16 protein-coding genes are annotated in these 17,817 nt (G+C 59.7%); 12 read left to right on the forward strand and 4 right to left on the reverse strand.

Features of this window, described 5'->3' with window-relative positions:
- Positions 1-26: 26 nt before the first annotated feature.
- Positions 27-317 carry a DUF2782 domain-containing protein gene (locus C4J90_RS00390; protein WP_057725690.1) on the reverse strand — a complete coding sequence of 97 codons (291 nt, stop codon included), beginning with the start codon at positions 315-317 and terminating at the stop codon, positions 27-29.
- Positions 318-391: 74 nt separating this feature from the next.
- Between C4J90_RS00390 and polA the strand changes: the two genes are divergently transcribed.
- Positions 392-3,187, forward strand: a complete 2,796-nt coding sequence (polA, locus tag C4J90_RS00395) for a DNA polymerase I (protein WP_124418949.1) — start codon at positions 392-394, stop codon at positions 3,185-3,187.
- A gap of 268 nt (positions 3,188-3,455) precedes the next feature.
- Here the strand turns inward: polA and yihA are convergent, their stop codons facing one another.
- Positions 3,456-4,097 carry a ribosome biogenesis GTP-binding protein YihA/YsxC gene (yihA, locus tag C4J90_RS00400; protein ID WP_124360645.1) on the reverse strand — a complete coding sequence of 214 codons (642 nt, stop codon included), beginning with the start codon at positions 4,095-4,097 and terminating at the stop codon, positions 3,456-3,458.
- 266 nt (positions 4,098-4,363) lie between these two features.
- Here yihA and C4J90_RS26990 point away from each other — a divergent pair, with 266 nt between their 5' ends.
- The 6 genes from C4J90_RS26990 to C4J90_RS00430 all read left to right on the forward strand — a co-directional run bounded on the left by C4J90_RS26990 (position 4,364) and on the right by C4J90_RS00430 (position 9,763).
- Complete coding sequence (locus C4J90_RS26990; RefSeq protein WP_372237514.1) at positions 4,364-4,510, forward strand: cytochrome C; 147 nt, start codon at positions 4,364-4,366, stop codon at positions 4,508-4,510.
- 33 nt (positions 4,511-4,543) lie between these two features.
- On the forward strand, positions 4,544-5,155 hold the full coding sequence (locus C4J90_RS00410; protein WP_124413446.1) for a cytochrome c: 612 nt from the start codon (positions 4,544-4,546) through the stop codon (positions 5,153-5,155).
- A gap of 168 nt (positions 5,156-5,323) precedes the next feature.
- Positions 5,324-5,959: a thiol:disulfide interchange protein DsbA gene (gene dsbA, locus C4J90_RS00415; protein WP_124369089.1), complete on the forward strand. Its 636-nt coding sequence runs from the start codon at positions 5,324-5,326 to the stop codon at positions 5,957-5,959.
- Between the two features lie 10 nt (positions 5,960-5,969).
- Positions 5,970-6,848 carry an endonuclease/exonuclease/phosphatase family protein gene (locus tag C4J90_RS00420; RefSeq protein WP_124360648.1) on the forward strand — a complete coding sequence of 293 codons (879 nt, stop codon included), beginning with the start codon at positions 5,970-5,972 and terminating at the stop codon, positions 6,846-6,848.
- The gene (locus C4J90_RS00425) at positions 6,845-8,899 is read left to right on the forward strand and encodes a GGDEF domain-containing protein (protein ID WP_124418950.1); all 2,055 of its coding nucleotides are present in this window, start codon (positions 6,845-6,847) and stop codon (positions 8,897-8,899) included. Before C4J90_RS00420 ends, C4J90_RS00425 begins: the two co-directional genes overlap by 4 nt.
- 87 nt (positions 8,900-8,986) lie before the next feature.
- A complete protein-coding gene (locus C4J90_RS00430) occupies positions 8,987-9,763 on the forward strand; it encodes an N-acetylmuramoyl-L-alanine amidase (protein WP_124360650.1) in 777 nt (258 codons plus the stop codon).
- A 57-nt stretch (positions 9,764-9,820) separates the two neighbouring features.
- Here C4J90_RS00430 and C4J90_RS00435 read toward each other — a convergent pair whose 3' ends face one another.
- On the reverse strand, positions 9,821-11,608 hold the full coding sequence (locus tag C4J90_RS00435; protein ID WP_124418951.1) for a KinB sensor domain-containing domain: 1,788 nt from the start codon (positions 11,606-11,608) through the stop codon (positions 9,821-9,823).
- A gap of 10 nt (positions 11,609-11,618) precedes the next feature.
- Positions 11,619-12,965 carry a sigma-54-dependent response regulator transcription factor AlgB gene (gene algB, locus C4J90_RS00440; RefSeq protein WP_124360652.1) on the reverse strand — a complete coding sequence of 449 codons (1,347 nt, stop codon included), beginning with the start codon at positions 12,963-12,965 and terminating at the stop codon, positions 11,619-11,621.
- 400 nt (positions 12,966-13,365) lie between these two features.
- Between algB and C4J90_RS00445 the strand changes: the two genes are divergently transcribed.
- The 5 genes from C4J90_RS00445 (at position 13,366) to C4J90_RS00465 (ending at position 17,738) form a co-directional block, all read left to right on the forward strand.
- Positions 13,366-13,650 (forward strand): hypothetical protein, encoded by a 285-nt coding sequence (locus tag C4J90_RS00445; protein WP_124418952.1) that lies wholly within the window; start codon positions 13,366-13,368, stop codon positions 13,648-13,650.
- A 78-nt stretch (positions 13,651-13,728) separates the two neighbouring features.
- Positions 13,729-13,893 (forward strand): DUF1328 domain-containing protein, encoded by a 165-nt coding sequence (locus C4J90_RS00450; RefSeq protein ID WP_003170804.1) that lies wholly within the window; start codon positions 13,729-13,731, stop codon positions 13,891-13,893.
- Between the two features lie 2 nt (positions 13,894-13,895).
- A complete protein-coding gene (locus C4J90_RS00455) occupies positions 13,896-14,363 on the forward strand; it encodes an inhibitor of vertebrate lysozyme family protein (protein ID WP_124369092.1) in 468 nt (155 codons plus the stop codon).
- Positions 14,364-15,078: 715 nt separating this feature from the next.
- Positions 15,079-16,410, forward strand: coding sequence for a glutamate/aspartate:proton symporter GltP (gene gltP / locus C4J90_RS00460; protein ID WP_124360655.1), 1,332 nt, complete (start codon positions 15,079-15,081; stop codon positions 16,408-16,410).
- Between the two features lie 98 nt (positions 16,411-16,508).
- Positions 16,509-17,738 carry a nucleoside recognition domain-containing protein gene (locus C4J90_RS00465; protein ID WP_048721443.1) on the forward strand — a complete coding sequence of 410 codons (1,230 nt, stop codon included), beginning with the start codon at positions 16,509-16,511 and terminating at the stop codon, positions 17,736-17,738.
- Positions 17,739-17,817: the final 79 nt, after the last annotated feature.

A 17,817-nucleotide genomic window follows, 5' to 3' on the forward strand; every position in this document is an offset into this window, starting at 1 on the left:
GGGCGGCGCCGGTTGAAGTTAGGGAATCATTTCCATTCGAAGATCTTCCATGACGGGATCAGCATATCCGGCTGGTCAGAACGGATGAAGTTCGCGTCGGTTCCGTCAGCGCGTACCAGAAAATATGGTGGAGCACCTTTTGGCGTGACCTTGATGGCGTACAGGAAGCCGTTTTGGCGGTATTCCTGGATAGTCTTGTCGCCTTCCGTGCGAATGGTCACTTCCGGATCGCCCGACGGGGCGTCATCTGCCGCCATGGCAGCCATCGGAGCGAGTGCAATCAAGCCAGTGAACAGCAGGCGATTGAATGTACGCATGATAACCTTGTCCCTTTGTTTTCATTGGTCCGGCTATTCTAGCGCCTGACCCGCCGAAAAGGTTGATCCTGCTCATGAGCCAAGCGCCCCTCGTCCTGGTGGACGGTTCTTCTTATCTGTACCGCGCCTTCCACGCGCTACCACCACTGACCACCTCCAAAGGCCTGCCCACCGGCGCGGTCAAGGGCGTATTGAACATGCTCAAGAGCCTGCGCAGGCAATACCCGAACAGCCCGTTCGCCGTGGTGTTCGACGCCAAGGGCGGGACCTTTCGCGATGAAATGTTCGCCGAATACAAGGCCAATCGCCCGAGCATGCCCGATGACATGCGCCTGCAGATCGAGCCCCTGCACCAGAGCGTGATCGCCCTGGGCTTCCCGTTGCTGTGCGTCGAAGGCGTCGAGGCCGACGACGTGATCGGCACCCTGGCCCGCAGCAGCGCGGCCGCTGACCGTCCCGTGGTGATCTCCACCGGCGACAAGGACATGGCGCAACTGGTGGACGGGCACATTACCTTGGTCAACACCATGACCGGTAGTTCGATGGACATCGAGGGCGTAAAGGAGAAATTCGGCGTCGCTCCCGAGCAGATCATCGATTACCTGGCGTTGATGGGCGATTCGTCCGACAACATCCCTGGCGTTCCCGGAATTGGCCCGAAGACCGCCTCCGGTTTGCTGGTGGGTGTGAATGGCGGCCTGAAAGAGCTGTATGAACAGCTGGATATTGTGCCAACCCTGCCGATTCGTGGCGCCAAGACGCTGCCGGCGAAGTTGGAAGAGCATAAGGAGATGGCGTTCCTGTCCTATCAGTTGGCGACGATCAAGATCGACGTGCCCCTGGATATCGGCCTGGACGACCTGCACCTGATCGAGCCGGATCGCGAAAAGCTGCTTGAGTTGTACACGCTGCTTGAATTCAAGAGCTGGTACGAAGAGATCCAGCGCGATACCAAGCGTGTCGAGCTCAAGACGGCAAACGAGGTCGCGTCCGTCGCTGAAGCGTCGGTTGAGGCGGTGATAGCGGTGCCGGTGGAGTCGGTTTACACCACCATCCTGGACCAGGCCACATTCGATCTGTGGCTGAAGAAGCTCAACGACGCGCCATTGTTTGCCTTCGATACCGAAACCACCGGGATCGACGCCCAGCAGGCCCAGTTGGTTGGGCTTTCGTTCGCGGTGCAGCCCCATGAAGCAGCCTATATTCCGCTGACGCATTCCTATACCGGCGCGCCGGATCAATTGGACCGTGACACTGTGCTGCTGGCCTTGAAGCCGTTGCTGGAAGATCCGACCAAGCTCAAGGTCGGCCAGCACGCCAAGTTCGACATGAATATCCTGGCCAACTGCGCTATCGGCGGTGACCCTGCGCAGGGCATCACCGTGCGGGGCATCGCCTTCGATACCATGCTCGAATCCTACGTACTGAACTCCACTGCGACCCGCCATGACATGGACAGCCTGGCGAAAAAATACCTGGACCACGACACCGTCAGCTTCCAGGACATCGCCGGCAGGGGCGCCAAGCAGCTGACATTCGACCAGATCGCCCTCGAGCAAGCTGGCCCGTATGCGGCCGAAGATGCCGATGTGACGTTGCGCCTGCACCAGAAGCTGCACGCGCAGCTGGCAGCGATCCCGAGCCTGGCCAGTGTGCTGACGGATATCGAGATGCCGTTGGTGCCGGTGCTGGCGCGTATCGAGCGCCAGGGCGCCCTGGTGGACAAGGCACTGCTGGGCATCCAGAGCATCGAGCTGGGCAACAAGATGGTCGAGCTGGAGCGCCAGGCATTCGAGATCGCCGGCGAGGCGTTCAACCTGGGTTCGCCCAAGCAGCTCGGGGCGATCCTCTACGAGAAACTCGGAATGCCGGTGTTGAAAAAGACCGGCAAGGGCCAGGCATCCACGGCTGAAGAAGTGCTGGCCAAGCTGGCCGAGGATGATTTTCCGCTGCCCAAGGTGCTCATGCAGTACCGCAGCATGAGCAAGCTGAAAAGCACCTATACCGACCGCCTGCCGGAACAGATCAACCCGCGTACCGGGCGTATTCATACGTCTTACCATCAGGCGGTGGCGGCGACCGGGCGTTTGTCCTCCAGCGATCCGAACCTGCAGAACATCCCGGTGCGCACCGCCGAAGGGCGGCGCATTCGCCAGGCGTTTATCGCACCCAAAGGCTACAAGCTGCTGGCAGCGGACTATTCGCAGATCGAGCTGCGGATCATGGCGCACCTGTCGAAGGACGAAGGGTTGATGAACGCCTTTCGCAACGACCTTGACGTGCACACCGCCACGGCCGCCGAGGTATTCAAGGTTGAATTGAGCGAGGTTACCTCCAACCAGCGCCGCAGTGCCAAGGCGATCAACTTCGGCCTGATCTACGGCATGGGCGCCCAGAAGCTCGGCAAGGACATTGGCGTCGATACCAAGACCGCCAAGGCTTATATCGATGTGTACTTCGCCCGCTATCCCGGCGTGCGCGAATACATGGAGCGCACCCGCGCCCAGGCGGCGGACCAGGGTTTTGTGGAAACCTTCTTCGGGCGGCGCCTGTACGTGCCGGATATCAACTCCAACAAGCCTCAGGAGCGCGCGGCGGCAGAGCGCACCGCGATCAACGCGCCCATGCAGGGCACGGCGGCAGACATCATCAAGAAAGCCATGGTGAAGGTGGACAACTGGCTGACCGAGTCGGGCCTGGACGCCAAGGTCATCCTCCAGGTGCATGACGAACTGGTACTGGAGGTGCGTGAGGACCTGATCCCGGAGGTCAGCCAGAGAATCCGCGAACACATGAGCGCTGCCGTGCAGTTGGACGTGCCCCTGGTGGTGGACGTGGGCGTTGGCGATAACTGGGACGAGGCCCATTGATTCTGCGGCTGCGCCATCACCGCGCGTGATGGCACGGCGCTTTAGTTCGGAAACTGCCGTCAGTTATTTCCAAGAGTTTTTTGAACTCGCCGGAACTTAACCTGTGAACCGTCACTCAGAGTTACTGAATGGGTGGTGAAGCCCTTCAATGCTCCTATGTTGTGTTAAGTGTTGGCAGATATCTGGACCCCGCCCTAGCGGTCCGGAACTTGGACCCCGAACTTCCCTCCCCATACGAAGTCCGGGGTTTTTTTTGCCCGCGCAAAAGTTACTCGGCGATCTCAGCGCCTTTGTCCGCCAATTCCATCCAGCCGGCCAGTACCGTGTAGGCGTCTTCCAGGCCCATGCGCTTTGGCGCGGAGAACAGTTGGATGCTGATTGCGTCGCCCCAACCCTTACGGATCTCGGTCTGCACTTTGAGCAGGGTGTTCTTGGCTGCGCCGTAGGTCAGCTTGTCGGCCTTGGTCAGCAGGATATGCATCGGCATGCCGCTAGCGACCGCCCAATCGAGCATCAAAAGGTCGAAATCGGTCATTGGATGACGGATATCCATCATCAGGATCAACCCCTTCAAACTCTCCCGGCCACCCAGGTAAGCCTCCAGGTGACGCTGCCAGTGCAGCTTCAATGGGATAGGGACTTTTGCATAACCGTAGCCCGGCAGGTCGACCAGACGCCGATCATCGTCTAGCTTGAAGAAGTTGAGCAGCTGCGTGCGACCTGGGGTTTTCGAGGTGCGTGCCAGGCTGGCGTGGGTCAGGGTGTTCAGTGCGCTGGACTTACCGGCGTTGGAGCGGCCGGCGAAGGCGACTTCAAAGCCTTCGTCATCGGGGCATTGGTCCACTTTGGCGGCGCTGAGCATGAAGGTGGACTGTTGGCACAGGCCGAGGATGGGATTCTTGAGTTGCATGAGATTTCCGATGTGGGCGGTGCCGAAAAAGGGTGCGGCAAGCGGTGTCGTTTCCGTTTCAGTAGCGCCAGTATATAATGCCGCAGATTTTGTGTGTGCTTTGTCCCAGCGAAGGACGAAGTTCACGGGAGCGAAAGACCTTCATTGCGCATTAGAACGCAAAACGCTCTCAAACCCTGAACAGGTCGATGTATGACCTGATGGTGACTCGCTTCGGTGTCCTGATCGCACGTTAAAGCGCCCAGGCTACACAGGAACCGCAAGCGCTGTACAACCGAGTTTGCGTGGTCATGCCAGTGCAGCGCGTGACCCGGGGTTTCAAGGCAATGCCGCCGCGTGGTTTGTGCAAGGACTGCAGTACTGAGGATTACCAGGCCATCATTGAGTTGATGGTGAGTAAACCCGGTAGATAACTCTTAAACCCTTAGCCGTAGTTGGATTAGCTGATGAACAAACTGATCGTGAGTCTGCTGTTGACCTTGGGCATCACCGGTGCTGCCCATGCTGCAGGCGACGCTGCCGCGGGGCAGGCGAAAGCCGCCGTGTGTGGTGCTTGCCATGGACCGGACGGTAACAGCCCGGCACCGAACTTCCCCAAACTCGCCGGCCAGGGTGAACGTTACCTGACCAAGCAGATGCACGACATCAAGGATGGCAAGCGCGTGGTGCTGGAAATGACCGGCTTGCTGGCCAACTCCAGCGATCAGGACATGGCTGACATCGCGGCGTATTTTGCCAGTCAGAAAGGCAGTGTGGGAGCTGCCGATCCGAAACTGGTCGCCCGTGGCGAGAAGCTGTTTCGTGGCGGCGACCTCGACAAGGGCCTGCCCGCCTGTACCGGCTGCCATTCGCCCAATGGCGCAGGCAATGCCGCCGCAGGCTTCCCGCACCTGAGTGGTCAGCACGCCACTTACATCGCCAAGCAGTTGACCGACTTCCGCAAAGAAGAAGCCGGCCGCGCCAACGATGGCGACGCAATGACCATGCGCACCATCGCCCGTAAACTGAGTGACGAAGACATTGCGGCAATCTCCAGTTACATCCAAGGCTTGCACTGACAGCCTGCAACGTTAACGCTCGATTAATCCATCGATGCAAGCATAAAAAGGGTGGCTACGGCCGCCCTTTTTTGTGGCGGCTGCCGTTACACTAACGAACTCATGTCCGCGTAGACCTGTCACACCTAAAGGTCGCGTGAGGCGACCGTATTTGTCCAGGAGTAAAGCATGCGTAATCTGATCCTCAGCGCCGCCCTCGTCACTGCCAGTCTCTTCGGCATGACCGCACAAGCTGCCGACGTGCCGCTTGAAGCCGGTAAAACCTACGTTGAATTGGCTAACCCGGTGCCGGTTTCGGTACCCGGCAAGATCGAAGTGGTGGAGCTGTTCTGGTACGGTTGCCCGCATTGCTACGCCTTTGAGCCGACCATAAATCCTTGGGCCGAAAAGCTGCCCAAGGACGTGAACTTCAAGCGCATTCCGGCCATGTTCGGTGGCCCATGGGATGCCCACGGCCAACTGTTCCTGACCCTGGAAGCCATGGGTGTGGAGCATAAGGTCCATAACGCGGTATTCAACGCGATCCAGAAAGAAGGCAAGCGCCTGACCAAGCCAGACGAAATGGCTGACTTCGTTGCCACCCAAGGCGTTGATAAAGACAAGTTCCTGGCCACCTTCAACTCCTTTGCCATCCAAGGCCAGATCAAACAGGCCAAGGAACTCGCGCAGAAGTATGGCGTGCAAGGCGTACCGACCCTGATCGTCAACGGCAAGTACCGCTTTGACCTGGGCAGTACCGGTGGCCCTGAACAGACGCTCAATGTCGCTGACCAGCTGATCGCCAAAGAGCGCGCAGCCAAGTAAGGGGCTCGCCATGCGCCGCTGGGGTACCGAACGCGTTGTAGGCCTGCATGATCCGCGGGTCAACGAACATCATCTGGAATCCACAGGCCTGCCGGCAGACAGCCGCCTGCGCCTGCTCAGTTTCAATATCCAGGTGGGTAACAGTACCGAGAAATATCGGCACTACCTCACGCGTGGCTGGCAGCACTTGCTGCCGCACAAAGGGCGCACCGGCAATCTGCAAAAAATCGGCGACCTGCTCAGCGACTTCGACCTGGTCGCTCTACAGGAAGCCGACGGCGGGAGCCTGCGCTCCGGCTACATCAACCAGGTGGAACACCTCGCCCAGCTCGGCGCCTTCCCCTACTGGTACCAGCAACTCAATCGCAACCTCGGGCGCCTGGCGCAGCACAGCAATGGCGTGCTCAGCCGCTTGAAGCCGACCGTCATCGAGGATCACCCGTTGCCGGGCCCCAAAGGGCGAGGCGCGATCCTTGTGCGTTTTGGCGAAGGTCCGGAAGCGTTGGTGGTGGTGATGATGCATCTGGCCCTCGGCGGGCGTACGCGCAATCTTCAGTTGGCCTACGTGCGCGACTTGATCGGCAACTACAAGCACCAAGTGCTGATGGGTGACATGAATACCCATGCCAACGACCTGCTGCAGAATTCCCCGCTGCGCGACCTCGGCCTGCTGGCGCCGCAAGTCGAGGCCACGTTTCCCAGCTGGCGTCCGCAGCGCTGTCTGGACCATATCCTGCTCAGCCCGAGCCTCACACTGGAAAGTGTGCAGGTGCTGGCGCAGCCCATTTCCGATCACCTGCCGGTCGCGGTAGAGATTCGTCTGCCGGGTTCGCTTACGGCTGATGCATTACCCGCGTTGAGCCCAGGCCCTCGCGGACCTCTTGCATGAGCGACGACGCCCAGCGCTGGAAAGAAAAATACCTTAAAAGCATCGAGCAACAAGACAAGCTCGAACGCCGCTGGGCCGCCCGCCTCGACCTGCTACGCCGAGGGCTGGTGCGCAGCACGCTGGCGGCCGAAGGCACTGACCGCGCTGTCGATCAATGCATGAAGGAAATGCGCGATGTGGTGCGCACCGACGACATGGACGCTGCCCTCGCCGCCCTATTGCCGCGTCTGGAAAAGGCCGTGCTGGATTCCGAGCAGCGCCGCGAAACGCGGGTTGACCAGATCAGTTCCGCCCTCACCGCCCTGGTCGCGCAGTTGCAGAAACTGCCGCTGCCCCGTGAGGTGGCGCGCCCGCTGAAGACCTTCGCCAAACAGCTCGAAGCTCGGGTGGGGCAGGCGCGGGAAATTCCGCTGCTGCTCAGCGAGTTGAGCAACCTGCAAGAGCAGGCGCTGCAAAACCTGGAGCCAGAGGGTGAAACCTCACGCTCCGGGCCCGGTTTGTTGCAACGCTTGTTTGGTGCCAAAGAGGTCTCCAACGACACCTCTGCGCCTGAGCCCGAGGTGCTCCCTGCGGCAAAATCCGTTGCGCCCAAACCTGCCCCAGAGCCTGCGGAACCGGCCCAGTCCGAAGAACTGACACAAGCCTTGCGCGCGTTTGCACCGTTGGCGCAAACAGTGACGGCCGCCGAGCCTGAGGCCGTTGCACCGGTCAAAGAGACAGGGCCTGCCGGCGCAACGTTTGAGTTCGAGGCGCCTGCTCAAACATCAATTGCGGTCACGCCTGACAAAACCCCTGAACCGGTGGCGCCTGAAGCGCCGGCTGAGGAGGCCGCTCCCGAAAGCGCACTTGCTGCCTTTATCGAAGAGCCCCAAGACTCAGTCGACACGCCTGAAGAAACCCTCATCGGCAGCCTTTCCCTCCCGCCCGTATTGGATACCGCAGAGCCTGATCCCGATGCAATGCAATCGGATAGCCTCTACGCCCTGCCCGATTCGCCCGAGCCTTCCTACAGCTCGGTTGCCCAGCATATTGAAAACACCTTGCTCGGCCTGCTGGAAGACCTCTCCCTGCCCGAGCGCCACCGGCCCCAGGCCGAAGCCATGCGCGAACGCCTTGCCCACGGCTTGAACTGGTACGAACTGCTGCCGATTCTCGATGACCTGGCGGTGCTGATGTTGGCCGTCACCGACAGCGGCCAGCATGAGTTCGAGGCTTACCTTAAACAGCTCAACGAGCGCCTTGAGGCATTCCAGGGCCATCTGCAGGTTGCCAGCGAGGGTCACGCCGACAGCCGCTCTGCTGCGCGCCAGTTGGACACGCAGATTCGCGAGCAAGTGGACGGCCTGCAAAGCAGCGTGCAGGAAGCTGCCGATCTGGACAGCCTCAAGCAACTGCTGGAGAGCCACCTTGAAGGCTTGCTCGGCACCATGGACGAGCACCGCCAGCAGCGCGACCAACGCGAACAGGAAGTGGCCGCGCGCCTCCAGGGCCTGGCGGAGCGGGTGGCGAACATGGAGCAGGAAGCCCAGGGCTATCGTGAGCATTTGGAAATACAGCGCCAGAAGGCGCTGATCGATCCACTCACCGGCCTGCCCAACCGCGCAGCCTGGAGTGAGCGCCTGGATCAGGAGGTCAATGCCTGGCACCAGCGTGGCAACAGCTTGTCACTGGCCATGCTGGACCTGGACCACTTCAAGCGCATCAACGACGGCTACGGCCACTTGGCTGGCGATAGGGTACTGAAGATCATTGCCAATGTGCTGCGCAAGCGCCTGCGGCCGACCGATTTTATCGCGCGCTTCGGCGGCGAAGAATTTGTGTTGTTGATGCCCGACTCAGCATTGGCGGATGCCCTGGCCGTGGGTGAAGGGCTGCGGGCGGCCATTGAGGCTTGCCCGTTCCACTTCAAGGGCGTGCCGGTAACCATCACGGTATCCATGGGGGTTGCGCAGTTTCAACCAGGCGAGCGCAGTGACCTGGCGCTCAAGCGCGCAGATGAGGCGCTTTACAGGGCGAAGGCGGCGGGACGTAACCAAGTGCAGGCGGCGTAAAAATGTTTCCTTTTTGTGATTTGGCCGCCCGGAATCTGGCGTTACGTTACACTGTTGCATTATCGTCCTCTACGTATGCCTTCTCCCATGAAATCTCTTCTTATCGCCTCTGTCGTTCTTCTGCTCGCTGGCTGCTCCAGCGGCCCGCGCCTGAATACCAGCCACCCTTCGGTCAACCACGACAACCGTGTGCAGTTCGTTGTGGTGCATTACACCTCGGCCAACCTTGAACGCTCCCTGGCGTTATTGACCCATGGTCAGGTCAGCAGCCATTACCTGATCGGCGATGACGCTTCAGGCACCCTCTACAAGCTGGTTGATGAAAGCCAGCGTGCCTGGCACGCAGGGGAAAGTGAATGGATGGGGCGAACCTGGCTCAATTCCAGCTCCATCGGCATCGAGATCGTCAACCCAGGCTATAGCGACACCCCGACCGGTCGGGTGTGGTACCCGTACTCCGAAGCGCAGGTGAAATCACTGGTGGTGTTGCTCAAGGACATCAGCAAACGTAACGGGATCGCCCCCAAGAACATCATTGGGCACAGCGACATCGCCCCGCTGCGCAAGTTGGACCCTGGCCCGTTGTTCCCTTGGAAGCGTCTGGCCGATGAAGGCCTGGGGATTTGGCCGGATGCCCAGGCGGTGGCTCGATTCCAGGCGCAGTACGCCACGCAACTGCCAAGCATCAGTTGGTTCCAGCAAGAACTCGCGCGTCTGGGTTACCAGACACCGCAAACCGGCGAGTTGGATGTGGCCACGCGTCACGTGATCGCCGCGTTCCAGATGCATTTCCGTCCATCGCTGTTCGACGGAACGCCGGATGCGGAAAGTGCGGCGATCCTGCATGCCTTGAACCAACGCTGAATGGCTGGCAAGTTTTTGTGGCAAGGCAGCAAGCACCCTCGCCACAAAAGCGCGCGCCTACAGAGGCAAGGCCATATAGAACTGGGTGCCCTGCCCGGGCCGTGAGTACACACCCATGCGGCCGCCGTGCAATTGCACGATCTCCTTGCACAGCGCCAACCCCAGGCCGGCGCCGCCTTTTTTGCGCCCCACCTGCACGAAAGGTTCGAAGATGCGTCCTTGCTGGCCGTACGCAATGCCCTCGCCGTTGTCCTCGACGCTGATGATTACCCGCTCACCATGACGCCGAGCCTGCAAGCGAATCTGCCCTCTCTCGGCCGTGTGTCGCATGGCGTTACCCAGCAGGTTGTCGAGCACGCGCTCCAGTTGTGCCTGGTCGGCATACAGGCGCGGCAGGTCAGATTGCACCTCCACCATCAGTTCAATACCTTGCGCGTTTGCCGGCTCGGCGAATCGCGCGCGGGCATGTTCGAGCAGGTCGGTGACATCGCATGGCCCGAGTGTGAGTTTCTGCAGGCCGTTCTGGTAGCGCGAGAAGTTGAGCAAATCGTTGATCAACTGCATCAACCGCTGCATTTCTTCATTAACCGTATCCAGCAGGTCCGCTTCACGTGACTCCGCCGGGAACTTGGCCCGCTCGCGGAACAGTCCGAAGGCCATGTGCATGCCGGTCACCGGTGTTCGCAGCTCGTGGGAGGCGCGCAACACGAACTCGCTGCGCACCCGTTCAAAAGCCCGCTGCTCGGTGACGTCATGCAGCACCATCACCGCCCCCAGAATGTGCCCCTGTGTATGGCTGACCGGGGTCAGGCTGTACGTCAGCAGGCGCAGCTCGCCTTCGACTTCAACTTCCAGATCCTCCGGCGCCCGTTCCAGGTTGCCGCCGCGCAGCACCAAGTGCAGCTGTTCATCCATTTCCGGACGACCCAGGGCTTCGCCCAGGCCCTGGCCGAGGCGTTCTTCGTCCCAACCCAGTTGGCGTTGCGCCACAGGGTTGAGGTGCTCGAGATGGCCCTGGCGATCAATCATCAGCAAGCCGTCGTCAATGCTGTCGAGTACTGCCTGCAAGCGCTGCTGGCCGGCGAGCAGCTCATCGACATTGGTGGCCTGATGTTGGCGCAACGCCTCGGCCATGATGCCGAAGCGACGGGTTAGCTGGTTCATTTCCGCCGCCGACGATATCGGCAATGTCACTTCGAAATCGCCTTGCCCGATTTTGTCGGCAGCCTTGGCCAGTGCTTCGATTGGCCCGCCGAATCGCCGGGCAATGCCATGCGCGGTCACAAAACCGATGATCAGCACCGCAAGGCCTACCAGCCCCAGTAAGCTGGCAATCAACAGCGCCCGTTCACGGGATCTGTGCTCGCTCGTGCTGATATTTTCCAGCGCCTGTTTGTGGTGAACGATTAGCCCATTGCGCAGAGTATTGAAGGTTTCAGTGAGCTTTTCCTTGCTGCCCGGTACAGGTGGGTTCTGCTGGAATTCGTCAAATGCCTGCAGCAGGTGCTGGTAGTCGTCGCGTGCCTGACTGAAACCGTGGGTCAGTCCGTCACGTTGTTCATGGGCGATGCCCTGGTCCAGCAGGTCGAAGTATTGCTGCTTGGAAGCTTGCAGGGCAGCCGGATCAGGGCGCTTTTCGAGCATCATCATCAGTTGATCGCCCAGGCTCTGGCGCAACTTGAGACCCAGCTCCAGGGTGACGAAGTTGCTGCGAATCAACGATTCCTGGGTCTTGGCCATCTGCATCACGCTGACCAGGCCCAGGACCAGCCCCAGCAGGGCCACGGTGATCAGCGCTGAGATGCTCAGGAATAGCCGAGTACGCAGTTTCATCGCGAGCTTCATGAGGTACAGCTCATAGGTTGTACTGTTTACGTTTGCGATACAGCGTCGACGCATCGATGCCAAGGGTGCGCGCGGCCTGGTCCAGCGTATCGCTGGTGGCGAGGACGGCGCCGATATGGGCTTTCTCCAGCTCGTCCAGGCTCAGTGCCGCACCAATGCGCGGCGCGTTGTTGGTCGGTTGCTCGGCCATGCCAAGGTGGCTGATCTCGACCTTTTCCTGAGGGCAGATGATGCTGGCGCGTTCCACCACGTTGCGCAGTTCCCGGATGTTACCGGGCCAACGGTAGTTGAGCAGCGCTTCGCGTGCCTGATCGCTGAAGCCACGAGCCGGGCGGGCATACTCCTTGACGAAGCGCGCCAGGAACCGGTCGGCCAGGGCGAGGATGTCTTCACTGCGTTCGCGTAGCGGCGGCAGGTGCAGGGTGATGACGTTGAGGCGATACAGCAGGTCTTCACGGAAGCGGCCGTCGCGCACCATGTCTTCCAGGTTCAGGTTGGTGGCGGCGAGGATGCGCACGTCAGCGCGACGGGTAACCGGGTCGCCGACACGCTCGTATTCCTTGTCCTGAATGAAACGCAGCAGTTTTGGCTGCAAGGTGAGCGGAAAATCGCCGATCTCGTCAAGAAACAAGGTGCCGCCGTCCGCCTGGTTAACGCGGCCCAATGTGCTTTCGCTGGCACCGGTAAAGGCGCCGCGGCTGTGGCCGAACAATTCGCTTTCCATCAGTTCTGCGGTCAACGAGGGGCAGTTGATGGTCACGCAGGATTTCTTCGAGCGTTTGCTCCAGCCATGAATGGCCCGCGCCAACTCGCCTTTACCGGTGCCCGACTCGCCGAGAATCAAAATATTGGCATCGGTCCCGGCCACCTGGCGTGCGGTTTCCAATACCACCATCATGGCCGGGCTGTGGGAGTCGAGACCGTCCTTGGATTGGCGTACCGCGCCTTCCAGGGCTTCCAGGCGTGCCGAGAGCTGGCGTACTTCCAGTTGCTTGGCGGTGGCCAGGCGCAACTGGTCCGGGCTGCAGGGTTTGACCAGGTAATCGGCGGCGCCGGCTTGAATGGCGTCTACCGCAGTGTCCACGGCGGAGTGGGCCGTCACGATCACGACACGCATCCATGGCGCCTGGACACGCATCTGGGCCAATACATCCAGGCCATTGTCCTCGCCCAGGCGCAAATCCAGGAAGCACAGATCGAACACTTGGCGTTGCATCAAGGCATCGGCTTGGGCCGCGCTGTTGGCGGTGGCAACGGTGTAGCCTTCATCTTCCAGGCAATAACGAAAGGTACGGAGGATCGCGGACTCGTCATCCACTAAAAGAATGCGGCCTTGAAGTTCCTTGGCTGATTCCATCTGTCCCGCGCTCCTTAACTATGAATGTTGGTGTTTAGTCCCGGAATAATCGGGCAAGTTGCATGGTTTATTCTGATCGATAAAAGGCAACGTCGCGCAGCTATCTGCATACCTTCCTACACGCCCCGCTAAAGCCCCGCGCTAGTGGCGTTTTCATATCTACTCGCCGCTTCGGCAATCCTGCAGCTACTTTCGCTCCGTCGCCCCGACCACTGGCCATCGTGCATTTCGCACGGCCCTAGGGAGGGCATCGTGCAGGATGCTGGGCGGCGTGCTTTTAAATAATCTATATCTTATTGATTTTAAAGAGTTTTATTTTGTAATAAACCTGGCATGCGCTCTGCAATAGGTAATGCATAGAGCATCATGAACGAATAATCAGAATGCGGGAGAAAGCAGTATGACTCGCCAAAGCCTCAGCCAATTGCGTGTATCGCCTCTGCATCTGCAGCAAGGCCTGTTCGCCAGCCTGGCGTTGATGGTCACGCTGATCGCCGGCCAGCAGATGCAGCATTGGCAGCAGAGTCAGCAGCCAACTCCACAGTTCGAGCGTCCCGTCATGACCCAGACCCACTTCCGTTCCGTCGCCAGCACGGCTGTCGATGTAACCGCCCCGCAACTGAGAGTGGCAGACCAGGATTCCACCCTGAGCGAACTGCCGGTCCAGGAACGCTGGGTGTTCTAAGCAACAAAACGTCGCTCATGCCGAGCGGTCGCATGGCATCACTGCTGTTACCTCTATGAAAGCTTAAGGAGAATCACCATGTTGAGTTGGGCAATCACATTTCTGATCATCGCCATTGTGGCTGCAGTCCTGGGCTTCGGTGGTATCGCGGGCACCGCCACGGGTATCGCCAAGATTCTGTTCGTGGTGTTCCTGGTGATGTTCATCGCTTCGTTCTTCTTTGGTCGTCGCGGCCGAGGCTGAATATGACCACTTTGTCCCTCAAAGCCATCGCCGCTGCCGTGCTGTTGAGCGGCAGTGGCTTGGTGATGGCTGCCAATGACGGCCAATCCCGGGCCAACGAATTGCTCAGCACGGATGCGCAGTACCGTGAAACCTGGCAAGGCGTGGTGAAGAAAGAAGAGCGCCTGCCGGAATGGGTGATGAACCTGTCGGGTACGGCTGAGCAGATGAACGCGGTCGAAGAGGATGGCGATAAGTATCTGGTAGGGCCGCTGTGTGAAACGGCAGATACCTGCCTGAACAAGCGCCTGATTGTCGCCTTCAGCCTCGATAAGGAAGATGCCTACGCGATGTTGGTGGAAGTCCCGGCCGGCCTGCCGGCGGACAAGTCCCCAACACGCCACGCCGATTACCGTTTTCTCGGTAAGCCGGACGAAGGCATGAAGAAGCTGCTGATGGAGCAGCTGAAGAAAGATCCGAATTGGTACTAGGTTCCGTCTCACGGAGCCGGCGTCCATAGAAAGAAGCCAGTTCGCTTCTTTCTGTTTGTATCGCTCGGCAAGGGCGATGCATGACCAGGGGGCCGGGTTGCTCTGATCGATCAGGATCGGCGCGACCTACGGGTACAGGGAGTGCCTGCGCAAGGGCCGGGTCAGGCGAAAAGCTGCGACGCAAGTTCACAAGTCCTCAAGCTTGCTGAACTTGCGGCGAGCTTATGCTGTTCATCGCTCGTCCTTCATGCCACCCATAGCTGACATTCATCGTTTTTCCTCCCGCCAATCATTACCTTGTGTGTCGGCGCGACCATCTATCGAGAAAACTTTGCTGACGCTATAGGCTGTTTCTTACGCCAGGCTGCGGATTTTCCAAGCATTTTCAGTAAACCCCTCTAGCCATGCGGTATCTCTGTGCATACCGGAATTGGCAGCTTCACGGCAGGTTCACCCGCTTGAATGGCGCATTCGAACTGACCGTTCAGACAATTATTTTCAATAATGTCCATGCCGATTCGGCATAGGGTAGGCGTTTACGGCATTAGACGTCGCTCCCTTGCATGGGAATAGTTGCGGCTTTTTTCGCCTGCCAGTAAGCCATTTCGGCCACGCTGCGGTGACCTTCCATGGAGGCAGATGCACACACTTTTTCGCTTTCGAGCGGTCCAGCTGGCGCATTTGCCTTAAGTTCACTTGAAGTAAGGGTAATGACATGAAGAAGGCAAAGCTAAGCCTCGCCTGGCAGATCCTCATCGGTTTGGTACTGGGGATCGCGATCGGCGCAGTGCTCAACCATTTCAGTGCTGAAAAGGCCTGGTGGATCAGCAACGTGCTGCAGCCGGCGGGCGATATCTTTATCCGCCTGATCAAGATGATTGTCATCCCAATCGTGATTTCCTCGCTGATCGTGGGCATTGCTGGCGTTGGTGACGCGAAAAAGCTCGGTCGCATCGGCGTCAAAACCATCCTCTACTTTGAAGTCGTCACCACCATCGCCATTGTGGTCGGCCTGTTGCTCGCCAACCTGTTCCATCCGGGCGCGGGCATCGACATGAGTACCCTGGGTACCGTCGACATCTCCAAGTACCAGGCGACCGCCGCCGAGGTGCAGCATGAGCATGCGTTCATCGAGACCATTCTCAACCTGATCCCGTCGAACATCTTCGCTGCCGTTGCGCGCGGCGAGATGCTGCCGATCATTTTCTTCTCCGTGCTGTTCGGCCTGGGCTTGTCGAGCCTCAAGCCGGAACTGCGCGAGCCCTTGGTGACCATGTTCCAAGGCGTGTCCGAGAGCATGTTCAAAGTCACTCACATGATCATGAAGTACGCCCCTATCGGTGTATTTGCCCTGATCGCGGTAACGGTCGCCAACTTCGGCTTCGCCTCGCTGCTGCCGTTGGCCAAGCTGGTCATTCTGGTGTACGTCGCGATTCTGTTCTTCGCGTTTGCGGTGCTGGGCATGATCGCCCGCCTGTTTGGTTTTTCGATCCTCAAGCTGATGCGCATCTTCAAGGATGAGCTGGTGCTGGCCTACTCCACCGCCAGCTCTGAAACCGTGCTGCCGCGCGTGATCGAGAAGATGGAAGCCTACGGCGCGCCGAAGGCGATCTGCAGCTTCGTGGTGCCGACGGGTTACTCGTTCAACCTCGACGGTTCGACCTTGTATCAGAGCATTGCCGCGATCTTCATCGCGCAGCTGTACGGCATCGACCTGTCGATCGGCCAGCAACTGATGTTGGTCCTGACCCTGATGGTCACCTCCAAAGGTATTGCCGGTGTGCCGGGCGTGTCCTTCGTTGTGTTGCTGGCGACCTTGGGCAGTGTGGGCATCCCATTGGAAGGCCTGGCGTTTATCGCGGGTGTCGACCGTGTGATGGACATGGCGCGTACCGCGCTGAACGTGATCGGCAACGCTTTGGCCGTGCTGGTTATCTCGCGCTGGGAAGGCATGTACGACGATGCCAAGGGCGAGCGCTACTGGAATTCGCTGCCGCACTGGCGCAGCAAAGAGGCCCTGCCGGCCGGCGAGATCACGCGCGGCTGATCGCGCGAATGCGCTGACACAAACCCCGGATAATTCCGGGGTTTGTCGTTTCTGCCAGCCCCGCTATCATTCGCCCCAACTTTCGGGGGATTTAACTGATGCTCAATGGCCTGTGGCTTGGCTTCTTTGTCGTGGCAATGGTGTCAGCACTTGCGCAATGGCTGGTGGGCGGTAACGCCGGGATTTTCGCGGCGATGGTGGAAAGTATTTTCGCCATGGCCAAATTGTCGGTAGAGGTCATGGTGCTGCTGTTCGGCACCCTGACGCTGTGGCTGGGCTTTCTGCGTATCGCCGAAAAAGCCGGGATCGTCGATTGGCTGGCCAAGGCCCTGGGCCCGCTGTTTCGCCGCCTGATGCCGGAAGTGCCCGCCGGCCACCCGGCCATCGGCCTGATCACCCTCAACTTCGCCGCCAACGGCCTGGGCCTGGACAACGCCGCCACACCCATCGGCCTGAAAGCCATGAAGGCGCTGCAGGAACTCAACCCTATCCCCAACACGGCAAGCAATGCACAGATCCTGTTTCTGGTGCTCAATGCGTCCTCGCTGACCCTGTTGCCGGTGACCATCTTCATGTACCGCGCCCAGCAAGGCGCTGCCGACCCGACGCTGGTGTTCCTGCCAATCCTGCTGGCCACCAGCGCGTCGACCCTGGTCGGCCTGCTGTCGGTAGCGGTGATGCAGCGCCTGCGCTTGTGGGACCCGGTCGTGCTGGCCTATCTGATTCCCGGCGCGTTGGTCTTGGGTGGCTTCATGGCGCTGCTGGCGACCTTGTCCGCTACCGCACTGGCCGGCTTGTCGTCGATCCTTGGCAACCTCACGCTGTTTGGCTTGATCATGCTGTTCCTGGTGATCGGCGCGTTACGCAAGGTCAAGGTGTATGAGGCCTTCGTCGAAGGCGCCAAGGAAGGCTTCGATGTCGCCAAGAACCTGTTGCCCTATCTGGTGGCGATGCTCTGTGCGGTGGGTGTGTTACGTGCGTCCGGCGCGCTGGACTTCGGCCTGGAAGGGATTCGCCACCTGGTGGCCTGGACCGGCATGGACACCCGCTTTGTCGACGCGCTGCCGACCGCGATGGTCAAGCCGTTCTCCGGCAGCGCGGCGCGGGCGATGCTGATCGAGACCATGCAGACCCAGGGTGTAGACAGCTTCCCGGCGTTGGTGGCCGCGACGATCCAGGGCAGTACTGAGACCACGTTTTATGTGTTGGCGGTGTACTTCGGGTCGGTGGGTATCCAGCGCGCGCGGCATGCCGTTGGCTGTGCGTTGCTGGCAGAATTCGCCGGGGTCGTTGCGGCTATTGCGGTGTGCTACTGGTTCTTTGGTTGACCCTCGAGACCGCTATCGGGGGCAAGCCCCCTCCCACATTTGAAAGTATTCACAGATCAACATGTGGGAGGGGGCTTGC

Source organism: Pseudomonas sp. R2-60-08W (assembly GCF_003852335.1).
In the GTDB taxonomy this organism is placed as follows: Bacteria; Pseudomonadota; Gammaproteobacteria; order Pseudomonadales; family Pseudomonadaceae; genus Aquipseudomonas.

Excerpts from the sequence above, each read along its gene's own strand:
- C4J90_RS00465 (WP_048721443.1), top strand. The coding sequence starts at position 16,509 with ATGCTCAATGGCCTGTGGCTTGGCTTCTTTGTCGTGGCAATGGTGTCA.
- C4J90_RS00435 (WP_124418951.1), bottom strand. The coding sequence starts at position 11,608 with ATGAAGCTCGCGATGAAACTGCGTACTCGGCTATTCCTGAGCATCTCA.
- C4J90_RS00420 (WP_124360648.1), top strand. The coding sequence starts at position 5,970 with ATGCGCCGCTGGGGTACCGAACGCGTTGTAGGCCTGCATGATCCGCGG.
- C4J90_RS00445 (WP_124418952.1), top strand. The coding sequence starts at position 13,366 with ATGACTCGCCAAAGCCTCAGCCAATTGCGTGTATCGCCTCTGCATCTG.
- polA (WP_124418949.1), top strand. The coding sequence starts at position 392 with ATGAGCCAAGCGCCCCTCGTCCTGGTGGACGGTTCTTCTTATCTGTAC.
- gltP (WP_124360655.1), top strand. The coding sequence starts at position 15,079 with ATGAAGAAGGCAAAGCTAAGCCTCGCCTGGCAGATCCTCATCGGTTTG.
- C4J90_RS00450 (WP_003170804.1), top strand. The coding sequence starts at position 13,729 with ATGTTGAGTTGGGCAATCACATTTCTGATCATCGCCATTGTGGCTGCA.
- C4J90_RS00430 (WP_124360650.1), top strand. The coding sequence starts at position 8,987 with ATGAAATCTCTTCTTATCGCCTCTGTCGTTCTTCTGCTCGCTGGCTGC.
- C4J90_RS00390 (WP_057725690.1), bottom strand. The coding sequence starts at position 317 with ATGCGTACATTCAATCGCCTGCTGTTCACTGGCTTGATTGCACTCGCT.
- dsbA (WP_124369089.1), top strand. The coding sequence starts at position 5,324 with ATGCGTAATCTGATCCTCAGCGCCGCCCTCGTCACTGCCAGTCTCTTC.
- C4J90_RS00410 (WP_124413446.1), top strand. The coding sequence starts at position 4,544 with ATGAACAAACTGATCGTGAGTCTGCTGTTGACCTTGGGCATCACCGGT.
- algB (WP_124360652.1), bottom strand. The coding sequence starts at position 12,965 with ATGGAATCAGCCAAGGAACTTCAAGGCCGCATTCTTTTAGTGGATGAC.
- yihA (WP_124360645.1), bottom strand. The coding sequence starts at position 4,097 with ATGCAACTCAAGAATCCCATCCTCGGCCTGTGCCAACAGTCCACCTTC.
- C4J90_RS00425 (WP_124418950.1), top strand. The coding sequence starts at position 6,845 with ATGAGCGACGACGCCCAGCGCTGGAAAGAAAAATACCTTAAAAGCATC.
- C4J90_RS00455 (WP_124369092.1), top strand. The coding sequence starts at position 13,896 with ATGACCACTTTGTCCCTCAAAGCCATCGCCGCTGCCGTGCTGTTGAGC.